Annotated in this window: 18 protein-coding genes; 12 read left to right on the plus strand and 6 right to left on the minus strand. The window is 62.1% G+C overall.

What is annotated here, in order from left to right; translation table 11 throughout:
- Positions 1-122: 122 nt before the first annotated feature.
- The 3 genes from AC0IY0_RS20325 to AC0IY0_RS20335 form a co-directional block, all read right to left on the minus strand.
- The gene (locus AC0IY0_RS20325; protein WP_471765219.1) at positions 123-995 is read right to left on the minus strand and encodes a tyrosine-type recombinase/integrase; all 873 of its coding nucleotides are present in this window, start codon (positions 993-995) and stop codon (positions 123-125) included.
- Between the two features lie 4 nt (positions 996-999).
- Entirely contained in the window at positions 1,000-1,239 is a 240-nt protein-coding gene (locus AC0IY0_RS20330) for a hypothetical protein (RefSeq protein WP_471765220.1), read from the minus strand.
- A 340-nt stretch (positions 1,240-1,579) separates the two neighbouring features.
- On the minus strand, positions 1,580-1,735 hold the full coding sequence (locus AC0IY0_RS20335; protein WP_471765221.1) for a hypothetical protein: 156 nt from the start codon (positions 1,733-1,735) through the stop codon (positions 1,580-1,582).
- Between the two features lie 351 nt (positions 1,736-2,086).
- On the opposite strand from AC0IY0_RS20335, the gene AC0IY0_RS20340 reads away from it, so the two are divergent.
- From AC0IY0_RS20340 to AC0IY0_RS20395, 12 genes are all read left to right on the plus strand, one after another.
- On the plus strand, positions 2,087-2,998 hold the full coding sequence (locus tag AC0IY0_RS20340) for a hypothetical protein (protein WP_471765222.1): 912 nt from the start codon (positions 2,087-2,089) through the stop codon (positions 2,996-2,998).
- On the plus strand, positions 2,998-4,233 hold the full coding sequence (locus AC0IY0_RS20345) for an MBL fold metallo-hydrolase (RefSeq protein WP_471765223.1): 1,236 nt from the start codon (positions 2,998-3,000) through the stop codon (positions 4,231-4,233). Before AC0IY0_RS20340 ends, AC0IY0_RS20345 begins: the two co-directional genes overlap by 1 nt.
- Before the next feature lie 52 nt (positions 4,234-4,285).
- On the plus strand, positions 4,286-4,684 hold the full coding sequence (locus AC0IY0_RS20350) for a hypothetical protein (protein ID WP_471765225.1): 399 nt from the start codon (positions 4,286-4,288) through the stop codon (positions 4,682-4,684).
- A 30-nt stretch (positions 4,685-4,714) separates the two neighbouring features.
- Positions 4,715-5,410, plus strand: coding sequence for a hypothetical protein (locus tag AC0IY0_RS20355; protein ID WP_471765227.1), 696 nt, complete (start codon positions 4,715-4,717; stop codon positions 5,408-5,410).
- Positions 5,411-5,549: 139 nt separating this feature from the next.
- On the plus strand, positions 5,550-5,990 hold the full coding sequence (locus AC0IY0_RS20360; protein ID WP_471765228.1) for a transposase: 441 nt from the start codon (positions 5,550-5,552) through the stop codon (positions 5,988-5,990).
- Positions 5,991-6,649: 659 nt separating this feature from the next.
- On the plus strand, positions 6,650-7,891 hold the full coding sequence (locus AC0IY0_RS20365) for a tyrosine-type recombinase/integrase (RefSeq protein ID WP_471765230.1): 1,242 nt from the start codon (positions 6,650-6,652) through the stop codon (positions 7,889-7,891).
- Positions 7,888-8,784, plus strand: a complete 897-nt coding sequence (locus AC0IY0_RS20370) for a hypothetical protein (RefSeq protein WP_471765232.1) — start codon at positions 7,888-7,890, stop codon at positions 8,782-8,784. Before AC0IY0_RS20365 ends, AC0IY0_RS20370 begins: the two co-directional genes overlap by 4 nt.
- A 103-nt stretch (positions 8,785-8,887) precedes the next feature.
- Positions 8,888-9,100, plus strand: a complete 213-nt coding sequence (locus AC0IY0_RS20375; RefSeq protein WP_139234113.1) for a helix-turn-helix transcriptional regulator — start codon at positions 8,888-8,890, stop codon at positions 9,098-9,100.
- Between the two features lie 201 nt (positions 9,101-9,301).
- Positions 9,302-9,658: a hypothetical protein gene (locus AC0IY0_RS20380; protein ID WP_471765234.1), complete on the plus strand. Its 357-nt coding sequence runs from the start codon at positions 9,302-9,304 to the stop codon at positions 9,656-9,658.
- Positions 9,655-9,888 (plus strand): hypothetical protein, encoded by a 234-nt coding sequence (locus AC0IY0_RS20385; RefSeq protein ID WP_147910298.1) that lies wholly within the window; start codon positions 9,655-9,657, stop codon positions 9,886-9,888. Before AC0IY0_RS20380 ends, AC0IY0_RS20385 begins: the two co-directional genes overlap by 4 nt.
- Positions 9,888-11,150 carry an ATP-binding protein gene (locus AC0IY0_RS20390; protein WP_471765236.1) on the plus strand — a complete coding sequence of 421 codons (1,263 nt, stop codon included), beginning with the start codon at positions 9,888-9,890 and terminating at the stop codon, positions 11,148-11,150. Before AC0IY0_RS20385 ends, AC0IY0_RS20390 begins: the two co-directional genes overlap by 1 nt.
- Positions 11,151-11,293: 143 nt before the next feature.
- Positions 11,294-11,971 carry a DUF3102 domain-containing protein gene (locus AC0IY0_RS20395; RefSeq protein WP_471765238.1) on the plus strand — a complete coding sequence of 226 codons (678 nt, stop codon included), beginning with the start codon at positions 11,294-11,296 and terminating at the stop codon, positions 11,969-11,971.
- Positions 11,972-11,989: 18 nt separating this feature from the next.
- On the opposite strand, the gene AC0IY0_RS20400 is transcribed toward AC0IY0_RS20395, so the two are convergent.
- The 3 genes from AC0IY0_RS20400 to AC0IY0_RS20410 all read right to left on the minus strand — a co-directional run bounded on the left by AC0IY0_RS20400 (position 11,990) and on the right by AC0IY0_RS20410 (position 13,560).
- The gene (locus AC0IY0_RS20400; RefSeq protein ID WP_471765239.1) at positions 11,990-12,358 is read right to left on the minus strand and encodes a hypothetical protein; all 369 of its coding nucleotides are present in this window, start codon (positions 12,356-12,358) and stop codon (positions 11,990-11,992) included.
- Between the two features lie 702 nt (positions 12,359-13,060).
- Positions 13,061-13,315, minus strand: a complete 255-nt coding sequence (locus tag AC0IY0_RS20405; protein WP_147899136.1) for a hypothetical protein — start codon at positions 13,313-13,315, stop codon at positions 13,061-13,063.
- Positions 13,316-13,407: 92 nt separating this feature from the next.
- Positions 13,408-13,560 carry a DUF3309 domain-containing protein gene (locus AC0IY0_RS20410; protein WP_419828930.1) on the minus strand — a complete coding sequence of 51 codons (153 nt, stop codon included), beginning with the start codon at positions 13,558-13,560 and terminating at the stop codon, positions 13,408-13,410.
- Between the last annotated feature and the right edge of the window lie 750 nt (positions 13,561-14,310).

Raw genomic sequence — 14,310 nt, forward strand, 5'->3', positions numbered from 1 at the left:
GCGATCTCCCATCCATCGGCTAGAAGGTGCTCGATCGTCAGTGCAGGCTCTGCCGCCGACGCTCCGCTGCAAAGGGAGAGAGCGACGGCGATGCTAAAGCCTAAGCAGGATCGCTTCACAACCTACACCCCCAGAAACCGCGCCGAACTTTCTGATGGCCGCGCATGCAGATAGCGCCCCGTGGTTGCCACCGAGGCATGTCCAAGAGTGGCCTGCACGAGGTGGATCGGCGCTCCGCGATCGAGGCTGTGCCAGGCGCGGGCGTGCCTGAGCCAGTGGGCCGAGACCTCGGCCTGCAGGCCAGCGCGCGCTGCGGCGGCCTTCACCACTCGGTGGACTGCAATTGGGTCGAGCGCCCCGCCCTTCCGCGACAGGAATACTGGCGCGTCCGCCGGCGCCTCGCCGCGTAGAGCCGCAAGCACCTTCCACGTCGCCGCTGATAGCACCACCACCCGGGTCTTGCCGCCCTTGCCGAACACCGTCGCCTGCCCGGCCTCATCCCGGACCATGAGATCGCGCCAGCGCAGGCCGCAGACCTCGGAGATGCGTAGGCCGCCGTAGAGCACGGTCAGCAGAACCCGGTTTCGCAGGACCGGCTCCTGCCGGATCACCAGTAGGGCATCGGCTTCCGACATGATCCGCTCGGCCAGGGTGTTCTTGATCGGCGGCACCTTCACGGCGGCGCCGATGTTGAACCGTAGGAACCCGACCTCATAGGCGAACGTGAACAGCGACTTCGGCGCCGAGGCCGCGAGCGCCACCGTGGCGGACGACCCGGGCAGGCTGGCGAAGTAGTCCTGTAGCTCGCCCATCCGCACCGAACCGAGCGGCTTGCCGACATGCACAAGGAAGCGCCGCGCCTCGCGTTCGTAGTTTCGGCGGGTGTTCGGGCTCGACGACCGAGCCAGCCACAGCCGCACCATCTGTGCGTCGTCTTCGGCCTGCGCAGGTAGCAGGACCTCGACAGGCTCGATAACCGCTGGGAGCCCCGACATCTATTCAGTCCCAGTGCTGGCTATCGAGTGCGCACCCGCCCTGCATGCGGCTGGCGATCGCCGTCATCGCGGCGTCGAGCGTAGGGTGCGTGCGCGGGACGCTCTTCAGGGCGCTGTCGGGATCAGGCGCTATCTGGAAGATACCTCCGATATCCTGCTTGATCGCGCCGAGTGACCGGCCGAGCCGGTCTTTCAGGCTCCACGAGGTGCCGCTGGTCGCAGTCGGCGTCACGACAACATCCATGGTGGTCCTCCAAAACGAGCGACCGGGTGCGACGGCCCAGTGATCATCGCGAGGTAGAAGCCACTGTCCGCGCAATCGGAGCGCCGAGGCCCTCGACGACATGCCCGGCCTCCCGGCAAGCTGCGATCCAGGCCTCAGCCTCCTCGAAGGTCGGGAAGGTGCGGGCGATGCCTTTGACGCTCGCCTGCCACGGCTCGCTGGGAGCTGTCTGTCTCGGACCGAAAACCATCATGGGGCGCTCTTTCGCTCGAACACAGATATAAGGTCGTGTTTGCACGGGGCTGGGCCAGCGGTGATGATATGGCCATCCAGCTGGTTCAATCGTGCCTGAAATCAGCCGTCAGTTGTTCGCAGATGAACTGCCCAGCCTGAAACTTCTGTCTTGTGGCTCGGCCTTGCGCGGCTCCGGCTTGTCCACGAGCAGGCGCTTTACCCTCGCGTTGAAGTCCTCGGGCGTGACGCTCTGCGCTTTGCCGGTCTTGAGTTCGCGCGCCATCGCAGCCCCCGTATCGTGGCCTAGGGCATGGAATTGCGCGAGGGAAGTGGCGCTATGCGCTTTATCGTAGCGATGCGCCAACCAGGGCGAGCCGTGAGAGTATGGTGGCCAGACCGACGCGATGAACGACCCCGGGCGGCTTGCGGCAGGTCTGGGCCATGAGCAGGACGCCGATTGTGTCCGACATCAAAGGCAATCGCCATCTACGCTGATAACTCTCCTACATGGGCAGTGGACTGCACCCAAACAAAATGTTGCGCCGATGCATCACCCCCACTTTCTGCGCGGCAGGTGTAAATTTTTCAGGCTCTCACGGGAATAAGGATAGGCACCACCACAGCGAGAGCCATCATGACCACTTTCGATCATGCGTTGCAGAAAGCCTTCGTAGATGCGCTCCGCCGTGAGGCAGAGCGAAACTCTTGGTGGCGCGATGTCATGAACGACGCATCCCTCGTGATCGCGCCCAGAGGTCGTTCGCTCAATGTCTACTGGCGGGGACAGGCCCTGTTCACCGTAACATGCCCGCACGGCGAGCTGCGCGTCACAACGCATGAGAAGTACCTGCTTGATCCCGCACTAGCTGGACAGGTACCTTTGACGGCCGATGGGACCTTCGACACTGCCGCCCTGCTGCAGCATGCCTTAGTCAGCCGCTATGAAGGCCCCGCCACCCTCTCTAAACTTAAAACCGCCGCCGGTCTGTTCGCAGGCGAAGAAAAGCGGGGCTGCCACGAGATCGCAGTACGAAACTCGAGCGTACTTGATGTTGAAATTGCCTTCCCGGGCAAGCACACATTCGAGGGTGGCCGCACCGCCACTGCACCACGCATCGATTTCGCAGCAGTCGAAGCCGACGGGACTGATGTCCGTTTGGTATTCTGGGAGGCCAAGACCTATGCCAATGCGGAACTCCGCGCTCTTGCGGACGAACCGGCCCCGGTCTGCCGACAGATCGATGATTATCGGATCGTGCTGGAGGCCCAGCGGGAAGCGGTAGAGGCAAGCTTCACCAAGGTCGCTGAAAACCTCGTTGCCTTCAAGGCGATGGGTTGGGCGCGTCAAATGTCGCCGCTGATCGAAGCGGTCGGAACCGGCAAGGCGAAGCTTCATCTCGGTCCCGCTCCGCAGGTCAACCTCGTGGTGTTTGGGTTCGATGCCGGACAACGCGACGACCAGCGTTGGAAGGCGCATCTCGGCGATCTTAAGGAGCGGATTGGCAACGTTCGTCCGGTGGGCGACGCGACGCAGATCCGCATCTGATGGCGCTGCGGCTTACCGTCCACCGCGGCACCCGGCAGATCGGAGGCAGCTGCATCGAGATCGCGCATCCTGACGGCATACGCCTCGTCCTCGATGCGGGCCGGCCGCTGGACGCCCCCGAAGGAGCGACCGGCCTGTTGCCTGTCAGCTTGGATCTATCGAAACCGGCCACGGTGCTAATCAGCCACCCGCACCAGGATCATTACGGGCTGCTGCACGAATTACCCGCAGACTGGCCGGTATGGACTGGGGCGGCTTCGGCAAGGCTGATAGCCATCACCAGCGAGATCGGGCGCGCTCCGCTCTCGCGACCGCTGCAGACTTGGTCGAGCCGTTCCGGCCCGATCAGGCTCGGGTCGTTCACCGTCACGCCGCTGCTGACCGATCACAGCGCCTTCGACGCCTACATGCTGCTGGTCGAAGGGGCAGATCGGCGGGTGCTCTATACGGGCGACTTCCGCCGGCACGGGCGCAAGGGCAAACTCGTTGATGCGCTGATGAAGCGTCCTCCGCGAAACGTCGATGTACTCGTCTGCGAGGGCACCAACCTCGGTACCGACAAGCCGGTCATGAGCGAGCATGCCCTGGAGGATGATTTCGTCGCGCTGTTCGAACGGACGGAGGGCCGCGTCTTTGCAGCCTGGTCCGGCCAAAACGTCGATCGCACGGTGACGCTGTACAACGCCGCAAAGCGCACCGGGCGCACGCTCGTGCTCGATCTCTACACCGCAGACGTTCTGGACCGTATCACGGAGGGTACGCGGGTGCCGCGAGCCGGTTTCCCGAACCTCAAGGTCGTGATCACCGCCGGGCTACGCGGCTGGTACGCGAAGCAGGGTCGTGAGGACTTTATCGCTCGCATGGCGCGTCACGGCGTCTCCGCCCGCGATCTTCCTTCCGGCGCAGTTGTAATGCTGCGCAGATCGCTAATGCGTGACTACGAGCGATCGGGCCTCATTCCGGTAAAGGGAGACGCTTTCAACTATTCGATGTGGCGCGGCTACCTCAACACGCCCTACCACGCCGAGCCGCTTGAGTGGTGCAAAGCAGCGGGGGCTGAGATTGCCTACCTTCACAGCAGCGGACATGCTGCGCCTGACGACCTGCGTGCCTTCGTGGCAGCCATAGGGCCGAAAGCGGTCGTCCCTGTTCACGGTGAAAACTGGGACACGCAGGTGTCTGGTTTCGGCCCGGTGCAGCGACTTGATGACGCCGAAATCTGGACGCTGCCATGATGGATGTTTGTGCGACATCCACGCGATTTGCCGCTCAAAGCGAAGGTGCGAAATGAGCGGCCCTCAGCATGAACCCTGCGTTGGCATCTTTTGGGGAGTTCGCGACGCCGGTGGTCCGTGGACGATCGTACATGCGCTCGCGCCGCTTGCCGAAGCAGAGCCTTATGGCGACTGCCTGACTTATTCGGGGGCGCATTACACGGTGTGGGAAGCCTGGCGCCGGCTCCGGCACGCTGGTCTGAGATCGCAAGGCTTGCCACCCATCATCGCTGACTATGAGTACGAGCACTTTCCACGAGGGCGGATCGTTTACATGCGGTCGGAGGACATGTTCACGATCTTCGCGGACCGACGCCTGCAGCGCGTCGATCTGATCAATCAAATCGTACGAATTTTCGGCTTAGCAGATCAACGCCATTTAGTTCGTTCGGATCTGCACTATCGCAGCTGAAAAATACTCCAATATTTGTGGTGTGAGCACATGGCAAAGTTATCGGTCGATATTCAAGATCTCTTGGTCAATGTCAACGATCTGGATGATCCGACGCCACGTCAGCTACCTAAGATATTCCAGGATATCGTTGGGTGCCTGAACGCCCGGGAACTGTCCTACGCCGTACTTGGTCACATAGCGCTGGCTCGCTACGAGCGGCCCCGCTACGTTAAAGATATTGAGATCGTAGTGAGGTCGCGCGCGGATGAGTACCGGCATGCCACGGTGCTTGCGGAGGAGACCCGTCAGCGTTTCGCCCCATATATGGATCGACGCTCGCGCGCGAACGCGATCAATCTATCCCTCCGGCCTTGTCTAGGTCCTGTGGAAGAAGGGTTGCTGGCGGAGGCGGTGGTTTGCACGTGGCTTGGAGCTGAAGTTCGCTTGGCGAGCCCTGAGCATTTGCTGTGGTTTTGGTGTCGGTCCCGTGCGTTTGAACATTACGTCGATGCAGCGGCGTTAATCCAGGGCGGCACCGTCGACCTGCAACGCATCCAAAGTCTCCTGCGCGAGGCTGACGATTTTGAGGAGACGGCTCAAGAACGACTGCGCTTGGCGATCGGCGGGGCCGTTCTCGTTTCCGAGTTTTCTTTCAGTCGTTACATGGAGGAACGGCGCGCTCGTTTGAACCCTGATCGCATTCCGGTCTGGCGCCTCCGCAGCCAAACCAACAACTCGCGATAAACCGCTCTGGCGCTGGATCGACAAGCGCCTGTTCGAGAGCGTGATGCAGGCTCTGGCTCGCCGACAACGGCGGCGATGTGGACGCCGGTTGAAGCCATGGCTTGCGATCATCGGCGCATAGAGCGTCAAATGCATCAGCGTGCGCAGGCCGCTCAGCTACGATGCAGCCAAGAAGGTCGTGGGGCGCAAACGTGTGGCCCTGGTCGATGCCGAAGGCTACGTCCTGGCGCTCACCGTCGTGCCGGCCAACGTGCAGGATCGCGATACCCTGCCAGCCCTCAATGACAGCAAGAAGCAGTGGCCCGGCCTGCGCTTGGCCATCCTCGACGGCGCCTTCGCGGCTGAGCGCTGCCAGGACCGGTGCAACATCCACGGCATGCGCCGCGTCGGCGAGAAGGAACCCGATCAGAAGGGCTTCATCGTGCTGGAGCGGCGCTGGGTGGGCGAGCGCAACTTCGGCTGGCTCCGCCACTTGGCCGCCCTCCACCGCGAGCGAGCCGGTCGCCTCGATGTCGCCACGGGCCGGCTCGCTTGCGTCGCCAGCCTCATGGCCGCCAACGCCTTCTACAATCCATTCTGAAAGCCGCCCTCAAACATGCTCTAAGAGGCGAACAAGGGCCAGATTTGAGTGGGTACGAGGCCTTCTGGGCGTCAATCGGCCACAGGGGCCGCCAGCGTGATGCGGCAGCTTAGTCGGCATGATAGCTAAAGGTATCTTACCCAAGCTCGGATCGATCATCGCCACTGGGGATGAAGACCGCTACGGACGTGCTGTCCGACTGCCAGGCCGGGATACCGGAGCGGCCACCGTGTGCCCACGCTGGGGAGGGCAGCAGGAGACTTGCGCCAGCGTTATTCGTTGGCCAACCGCAATGCTGACATCGCGGAACTTCCATCGCCTTCCCGCTCGGTCGGTTTCTCAAAATGTTTCCTATTGGCTTCCTGGCTGCCGTTTCCAGGAAGCAAAGCGTACAAGCAAAAGGGGCTGGCGCTAAGCCAACCCCTTCCACATGTTCACAAATTCTATGGTACCACCGCCCCGGCTCGAACGGGGGACCCCCAGATCCACAATCTGGTTAGGGAGCAAAACAAGCCCTAACACTCAGGTGGTTCTCTGGAGGTCAACGGCTTTGCCAGGACTAGCAAAAACTGCCATTGTGATGCTTTGTTAGTAACACTGGGTAACAGGGCATAACGCCCGGTTTCTGTTACCCCTGGTTACCCCGGAGGATCACCAGAGTGGCAGCGCGAGTCCTCACCGTGCAAGCCATAGAGCGCCTAAAGCCGGACGCAGCGCGCCGGTTAGAGATCCCGGATGCGACGCTGCCCGGGCTGTATTTCATCATCCAGCCGTCCGGCGCGAAAAGCTGGGCGGTCCGATACCGGCATGGCGGCCGGACCCGGAAGCTCACCCTCGGCACCTATCCTGGTCTCGACCTTGCTCAAGCGAGAGCCGAGGGGAGGGCCGCCCTACATTCCGTGTCTCTCGGTCAGGATCCGGTTGCCGAGCGCAAGGTGGTTGTTCCCCCACCAGCCCGGGATTTGGTCGGCCCGGTGATCGACAGCTTCATCGAGCGTCACGTGAAGCCGCGGAACCGGCCCCGCACGGCCGAAGAGACAATCCGGATCCTGCGGACCAAGGTGCTGCCGGTCTGGGACGGGCGGAAGATCCAGGACATCGGCCGCCGCGATGTGATCGAACTTCTCGATGGGATTGTGGATGCCGGAACGCCGGTGGCAGCCAACCGCACGCTCGCGGCCCTGTCCAAGCTGTTCAACTGGGCTGCAGATCGCGGTGTCATTGACGCGAACCCATGCGTGCGGATCAAGGCGCCGGCAGCCGAGACGAGCCGCGACCGAGTCCTGAGCGACGATGAAGTGCGACTGGTCTGGCGAGCCTGCGGATCTATCGGCTGGCCCTTCGGTCCCTTCGTCCAGCTCTTGCTCCTCACGGCCCAGCGCCGCGACGAGGTAGCGAAGATGCGGCGCGTCGAATTGCGAGAGGGTGGCACGCTGTGGACCATACCGGCCGAGCGAGCCAAGAACGGTCAGGCTCACGACGTGCCGTTGAGCGGCGCGGCACAGGACGTCCTGGGCTCACTACCGCGGGTGGCAGGGCGACCCGGCTATCTCATCAGCACGACTGGCAACAGCGGCATTTCGGGCTACGCCAAGGCCAAGGCGCGCCTCGACGCCGTGATGCTGGCTCTTGCACACACCGACGCGGTTGCCGCTGGGGCCGATCCTGAGAGCATCGCTATCGAACCCTGGCGGCTGCACGATCTGCGCCGGACGGCTTCCACAGGTATGGGCCGCCTAAAGATCGAACCGCATGTGATCGAGGCCGTGCTGAACCATCGATCCGGCGTCATCCAGGGCGTGGCGGCCGTCTACAACCGCTACCAGTACCTCGACGAGAAGCGGGCGGCGCTGGAGGCGTGGGCGGCACACGTCGGTAATCTGACTGGGGGCATTCAGTGACCGACGACTTCGACATCGTGGAGTACCTAAAGACTCAGCTACGGCAGGAGCCGAACAACCAGCATCTCAAGCAGCTCATTCGGAGCACTCGTCGGCAGCAGGAAGCCTTCGGGAACAGGGCGAGGCCGCCTAGCAGTACGTTTCAGGCGGCGCAGACCCGATTGCTAGCAGCCGAACTCGTCCCTTCGTCCCGGCTACATATGCTCAACGGCCGCCTCCCAATTGATCTGGAAGTCGGCCGACTCATTGATGATGGACATATCCGGATCATCACGCCGGAGCAGCAAGCTTCGGGGGAGGGAGGTATGACGCGCTCCGATGCGCTTTGGGGCGGTCGCCAAAGCGTTGTCGATGGATGTCGCTGGGCCGATTATTACTCACGGTACAAGCTTGGAACGGAGCCTTCGGCAAAGGCTGCTGCCAAAGTAGGGCTGGCGGACGCGAAGTCCGTTTCTGCAATGCTGGCAGACTTTATAGCGGCGCATGCGGTCGACCTTTCTGCTGGCCGCTACACCGCCTCCGGGGCACGAGCGACGAGTGCGCAAGACAACCTAGCCGTCGAAATAGATACTCTGCGCAACGCTCATGATGCTCTGCTGCGCATCGTAGAGCGGTTGACCCCGGAAGCTATCGACACTGGCGGTCGGCCGGGCGATCCTTGGCGTGTTGGTTTTGTGTTCGGGATTTCGCAGGGCTGGACAATGATGACCCAGCTGAAGATCTCGGCCAAAGACAACGCCCGCTTTGTTGGCTTCGTAGCTAGTGGCGCGGCCAGTTTGAGTAATGGGCCGAAAGCTAAAAGCGACGCTTGGACTAGTGCGATCAAAACTGCGGTCAAAGCGTTTGAGCTAGCCGACGATGGTCTAACCTGGGCGCGCCGACCCGGACCTTAGCTTCAGGGGGTAAAACCTACCCCTTAAAATCGCGCAGGTTTCGGCCTCCCATCTCGGCCTTCAATCTACTCATTCTGAGCGTGCCCTAACAAGGAGCCACGCAATGCCACTTGCTGTCCCAAAGTCCAACGAAGACTTGCTGCCGACCACGATCACCCGCGCCCGCTACGGCGTGTCGGACATGACGATCTTCCGATGGCTGGCTGACCCGAAACTTGGGTTTCCCCAGCCGATCCGCATCAATGGACGCCGCTACTGGCGGCTGGCCGACCTGCAGGCCTTCGAGGCTCGGCAGGCTTCGAAGGAGGCCGCATAGTATGCAAAAGAAAACCTGCGCTCAGCGCGGGCCGAGGCAGGTTTCCGAGAATGTCGCTCTGGCGATTGACCTTCACGGAAATACTCCCGCCCCCGCCTTTCGGCAAGATCTCTATCTCGCCGCGCGCTTCGGTCTGTCGCCGGCTGTAGCCTCCGCCGTGGCCGAACTGGCTTTCACGGTGACTGACCGTTGGGGGCGCGCATGAGCGGCTCCACCCTCAGACAGATCATGCGCGACACTGACGCTCGGCTTGAGGCCGCCCGAGATGACGACGAAGTTCGTCGCGTCGGCATCGACCATATGAACGCCCTCGGCGCCGACTTGGCGGCGACGGCGTACCTGAAGCTCGTGTCTCGGCCAGACATGACTGTGGATCAGCAGGCCGGCTTCCTGAAGGACACGATCGGCGACCTGATGACCTCCATCGAGGCCTCGTTCGTCACCCATGGCGTGCAAGACGTTGCGCTCCTGGCTGATCACCTGGAGGCAGCCGAGGTCGGCTTCGTCGGCCGCCTCGACGAACTGTTCTCCGTAGTGCGGATCGGAGGGCGGGCATGAACGCGCCCTTCCACAGCCCCGAGCGGGCAGCGATGGCCGTTCACACCTTCGACGCCGTCGCCGAGGCCGCGTCGATCGCTGAAGCCTATGCCCGGATGGCCTCGGAGATGGCGGCGATCGGTGACAGCCGTGGCCTTCGGTATGCGCTGCGCCAAGCCGCCGTCGCACTCGCCAGCGCCGCAGATGCTGCAGCGCTACTCAGCCCCACTGGCTCACGAGGAGGCGCCTGATGTCGGAGCGCTCTTTAAACGGCTCCTCGCTGGACGAGCCAGATCGGTTTCACGACTGGCCCGGCCCGGACCCTGACGTCCTACCGCGGAGTAAGCGGCGTGACGATGTCCCGGCTCGCAATGGGCCTGCCATCAGCATCCGGTGGCATGGCGATGCGGATCCGCAGGCCGATCGGGACTGGCTTGTCCAAGACCTAATTAGCGAGACCGGTAAGGGGCTGATGCCTGGGCAGTGGGGCTCCGGCAAAACCTTTACGGCCCTCGACCTGTCCGCATCCATCATGACCGGCGAGCCGTTCGCCGGCCGGCGGGTCATGCGACGCGGCGGCGTGCTGTTCGTCGCCTCAGAAGGTGCCTTTGAGATCCCCATCCGCTTGAGGGGGCTGGTTCACGGCAAGCTCGGCTCGGATGCAACCGAACGTCTACCGTTCGCTTGGATCGAGGACTGCCCGCGCCTCCTCAGCACCGAGGCGGTGGCGCAGCTGGCCGCGACAGCAAAGGCTGCGGCTGAACATCTGCGCGAGACGTTCGACCTCCCGCTGGCGATGATCATCATCGACACGGTGGCTGCAGCCGCTGGCTTCGGCGACGAGAACAGCGCCGCCGAGGCGCAGAAGGTGATGAACGCCATGGAGGCACTGAGCCGTCAGACCGGCGCGTTCGTCCTCGGCATCGACCACTTCGGAAAGACGACCGAGACCGGTACCCGTGGATCCTCCGCCAAGGAAGCCGCTGCCGACGTGGTGCTGGCGGTGCTCGCCAACCGCGACGAGGGCGGCACGATCTCGAACACGCGCATGGCGATCCGGAAGGTCCGTGGCGCACGCTGCGGCTACGAGATCCCATTCGCACTGGAGGTCGTCACCGTCGGCGAGAACTACGATCAGGAGCCGATCACGACCTGTGTAGTCCAGTGGCAGACGGATCGAGTGTCCTCCGCCGCAATGGCGGCTGGCAAGGAACGCTGGCCGACATCCGTGAAGGTCTTCCGGCAAGCCCTGCTGTCGAGCCTCGTTGACGATGGGGTGCGTGCTTGGCCGTTCGGCGACGAGGGCGCTGAGGTTCGCGCGGTCCCGTTGCAGGCCGTGAAAATTGGGTTCAGCGCGATCTACCCAGCGGATGGTGACGATGAGGCCAAGCGCACCGAGGCAAAGCGGAAAGCCTTCAAGCGCGCTGTTGATACCTGTCTCGGCCGCAGCCTGATCGGCTCGGTGGCGCTCAAAGGTGTCGACCATCTCTGGATGATCGAGGCCGCTGAATGACCGGCTCGACCGGACGGACAGGACAGATCCCTAGGGTTTTGTCCTGTCCGTCCGGTCCCGGACACCGGACAAACCGGACATTTGTCCGGAATGTCCGCCCTGTCCGCAGTCTGCTACCATCCATTAGCAACGGGAGATCCGTGATGACGAAGTCGAATATTGCGAGCGCCATTAACGCCGCCCATGCTGGTGTTGAAGACGCCAAGCGCGAGGGCGCCCGCTACGCCGTTGAGTGCGGCCGGCTGCTCGGCCAGGCCAAAGAGACTGTCCCGCACGGCGGCTGGGACGCTTGGCTTCGGTTGAACACCACGGTCTCGCCTAGGACCGCGCAGCTCTACATGCGGATCGCCCGGCACGTCGAAGGCGATCCGTCAAAAGCGCAACGCGTTGCGGGTTTGAGCGTGCGGGAAGCGGCGGCCGAAGCGACCGGACCGAAGCGGGCTAACGCGTCTCGGAAGCCCCTATCGGCCGACGCCCAGCATGATTTCAGTGTGTTGAAGCAGGTCTGGGACGAGGCGAAGGACAATCCTGATTGGCAGGAAGGAGCGGCCCGCGAGCTATTCCGCATTGGCTACATCACTAAGCCGCAGCGGAACGACATCATCCGCGGGGTCTGGGCAAAGCACTACGCTCACCTGACCGATGCGGATCGGAAGGAAGCTGCGAAGCGCGCGGCCGAAATGCTGGTCGAGAAGCTACCGTGGGAAACGCTGCTCAAACTCATCCCCAGGCTTAAGAACGTGCCGGCTAGCGATATCGCGATCGCCATGGGGGACGTGCAGGAGGAGCGGAAGCGTCGGGCAGCAGAGGTGCGGCCCTAGCAGCACGCCAACCGCTATTCAGATACCGACGCTGGCTGCGCCTGCATCAGCAGCCTGCTTGACGGTAGCGCCGTTGCGCAGCGCCGTGGCTATGACAGCCGACGCTGTGTCGATTGCCTCAGCTCGCTCATCTCCGAAGTCACGCGTGCCGTACTTCTCGGAGCCCATTCGGGCATGGTAGTTGTCCGGGAAGCGGTTGCTCATGCGTATCTTCAGGATTTCCGTAGCGGCGCGATAGTCATCGTCGAAATTCCCGCCCCTGCGCTGGTGGCGGCCTTCCTGGCCGCGAACTTCGCCCTCGCCCGCTGCAGAGGAGCTTCTCCGAGCGTCACCTCCGCCGGAGAAGAACTGGGTAACCCTGGAGATCAGCCAAATGATGAGGTTCATCGGGGCGTCCTAAGCGGGCAGCAGCGGACGCGCCCCATCGGAGACTGCAACGCAGCTCGCTCGACTTCGGACTACGAGGTGCGGCTATGACGCTCGCCGAGCAGAGGGCCGAGCGGATGTTCACTCCATCTGGGCGCGGTCTTCGTGGTCGTCCCCGGCTTGCTGGTCCATCGCTGGTCTCCCTCGCCGACAGGTCAATCGATCGCGGCTCGATACGGCCACGCCCATCCACAGGAAGCCGGTGTGGTTAACGGAAGCTTGCGCTAGAAGCGGGGACGTCAGCGGCATTGCGGGTGACAGCGAAACCAGGGCGCTCAGCTGGTCGGCCGTTCCTCGCAGGCACATGACAGGGCATAAGCCGACGCATCACGCTCGATCCGAGTTGGCGGACGAGAACGATGAGCCCTTGGAGCGAACAAATGTCGTCGCCGAACAAAGAGACGCGGATTGTCAACACTCAGAACCGCGCAAACAATCTGTGGGAAATAGAAATCAAATTCTATCAGAGTGAATTGGAAAAACTTAGAAGCAAAGTCAACGACAGACTGAGCGATGCTGAGAATAAGCAGCTATATAAGAAGATCCACCACGCATCAGATTGCTTAGAATACTGTCAGTCGAAAGTTGAATAACTTATCCGAAGCTGCAATTGCGCGCAAGTCTAGGCGATGGCAGCCCTGACTTGCGACTACGGCTCGATGTCTACAGAGCCTTTAAGCCGATGAGTTTTCGGCCCATGTTATACAGCCGCTTGTCATCCTCTTGCGCACATCGAGAAATGTTTGACAGCTTGTGATTGTCGCGCTGCCCCATTTTGTACGCCTCAATTGCGGACCCTACATATTTGGCGTCGTCCTTGTTGAAGGCTTCCTTCAGCTCGGCTCGGCCCTTCACATCCTCGCCGGTATTCAGGCTCCAATCCAGATCGTCTTTGACTAGCTTCCAGTTCGCGGACATTTATTCCTCCCGTGCCCTTATGTTTGGGCTGGCGTGAGGATACGCTTCTTTTCAACCTCGTCGAGAGAGAAGCATAGGCGGCCGGCGTGGCATCACAACCGGCCTGTGAATGCGAGCACCACCAAGACGATCGCGATCATCCCGCCGATCCCATAGCCGTAGCCACCGTAGGTTCGGCCGCCCAAAAAGCCGCCGCAGACGGCGAGGACGAGAAGCGCAATCAAGAAGATGCTAAGTAAGCTCATCGCCCTGCTTTGATGAAAGGGCCCAGCTTAGTTGGGCTGGCCCGCTATCCACCGCGACATGAACTTCAACGGACGGACGACATTCGCAGCGCCGTCGTTCAACGCAGCCTCGTCTGGCAGCAGCGATGCGATCAGTTGCATCAGGCCTATCCTTTCCTGACCTCGGAAGAGGACGAGGAAGGATCCGAGATCTAGCTCGACCTCTGGCTCGTCCGTTGGGCGGTGCAGAACATAAGGCTCCCCGGTACTCAGATCTCGCATCAGGAGCCAACGGTCACCGGCTGGACCGACATGGAACTCTCTGGCCGCTCGTGGCGCTTGCTCAATCATGGGCCCTCGACGCAGAACGCCAAACATCAGGTGCGGCATATTGGCATGAAAATTTGGGCCGAAATATAACATAGCGCAACAGTGCACAACTAAGGACTACGGGATGGCAGAGCCAGTGGCTTAAGCATTTCCATCAGTGACTTGCCGCATTGCAGTATGCGGCCCATCGTTTGGCTACGCATTGATTGAGGCGTAGCCACATCATGACCAATCCTCTCCGACGAGAAGCGCTGCTTCGGTTCAAGGTCGAAACAGACCTAGCCCGAGCGGTGGAAGCGACGGCCCGCCATCGCGGTCAGACCATGTCTGAGTTCGTCCGCCAGGGCGTGCGCGCCCACCTTGCCCGTCACGGTGTTCGGCTCAGCCCAGACGACGGCCCCCGCACGCCTCCGGCCGCTCCCGCTCTCCGTCAGGCAGCTT

Source organism: Methylobacterium sp. AC315, assembly GCF_979253755.1.

Excerpts from the sequence above, each read along its gene's own strand:
- AC0IY0_RS20380 (WP_471765234.1), top strand. The coding sequence starts at position 9,302 with ATGAGCGGCTCCACCCTCAGACAGATCATGCGCGACACTGACGCTCGG.
- AC0IY0_RS20345 (WP_471765223.1), top strand. The coding sequence starts at position 2,998 with ATGGCGCTGCGGCTTACCGTCCACCGCGGCACCCGGCAGATCGGAGGC.
- AC0IY0_RS20400 (WP_471765239.1), bottom strand. The coding sequence starts at position 12,358 with ATGAACCTCATCATTTGGCTGATCTCCAGGGTTACCCAGTTCTTCTCC.
- AC0IY0_RS20330 (WP_471765220.1), bottom strand. The coding sequence starts at position 1,239 with ATGGATGTTGTCGTGACGCCGACTGCGACCAGCGGCACCTCGTGGAGC.
- AC0IY0_RS20375 (WP_139234113.1), top strand. The coding sequence starts at position 8,888 with ATGCCACTTGCTGTCCCAAAGTCCAACGAAGACTTGCTGCCGACCACG.
- AC0IY0_RS20350 (WP_471765225.1), top strand. The coding sequence starts at position 4,286 with ATGAGCGGCCCTCAGCATGAACCCTGCGTTGGCATCTTTTGGGGAGTT.
- AC0IY0_RS20390 (WP_471765236.1), top strand. The coding sequence starts at position 9,888 with ATGTCGGAGCGCTCTTTAAACGGCTCCTCGCTGGACGAGCCAGATCGG.
- AC0IY0_RS20410 (WP_419828930.1), bottom strand. The coding sequence starts at position 13,560 with ATGAGCTTACTTAGCATCTTCTTGATTGCGCTTCTCGTCCTCGCCGTC.
- AC0IY0_RS20325 (WP_471765219.1), bottom strand. The coding sequence starts at position 995 with ATGTCGGGGCTCCCAGCGGTTATCGAGCCTGTCGAGGTCCTGCTACCT.
- AC0IY0_RS20355 (WP_471765227.1), top strand. The coding sequence starts at position 4,715 with ATGGCAAAGTTATCGGTCGATATTCAAGATCTCTTGGTCAATGTCAAC.
- AC0IY0_RS20335 (WP_471765221.1), bottom strand. The coding sequence starts at position 1,735 with ATGGCGCGCGAACTCAAGACCGGCAAAGCGCAGAGCGTCACGCCCGAG.
- AC0IY0_RS20340 (WP_471765222.1), top strand. The coding sequence starts at position 2,087 with ATGACCACTTTCGATCATGCGTTGCAGAAAGCCTTCGTAGATGCGCTC.
- AC0IY0_RS20385 (WP_147910298.1), top strand. The coding sequence starts at position 9,655 with ATGAACGCGCCCTTCCACAGCCCCGAGCGGGCAGCGATGGCCGTTCAC.
- AC0IY0_RS20395 (WP_471765238.1), top strand. The coding sequence starts at position 11,294 with ATGACGAAGTCGAATATTGCGAGCGCCATTAACGCCGCCCATGCTGGT.
- AC0IY0_RS20405 (WP_147899136.1), bottom strand. The coding sequence starts at position 13,315 with ATGTCCGCGAACTGGAAGCTAGTCAAAGACGATCTGGATTGGAGCCTG.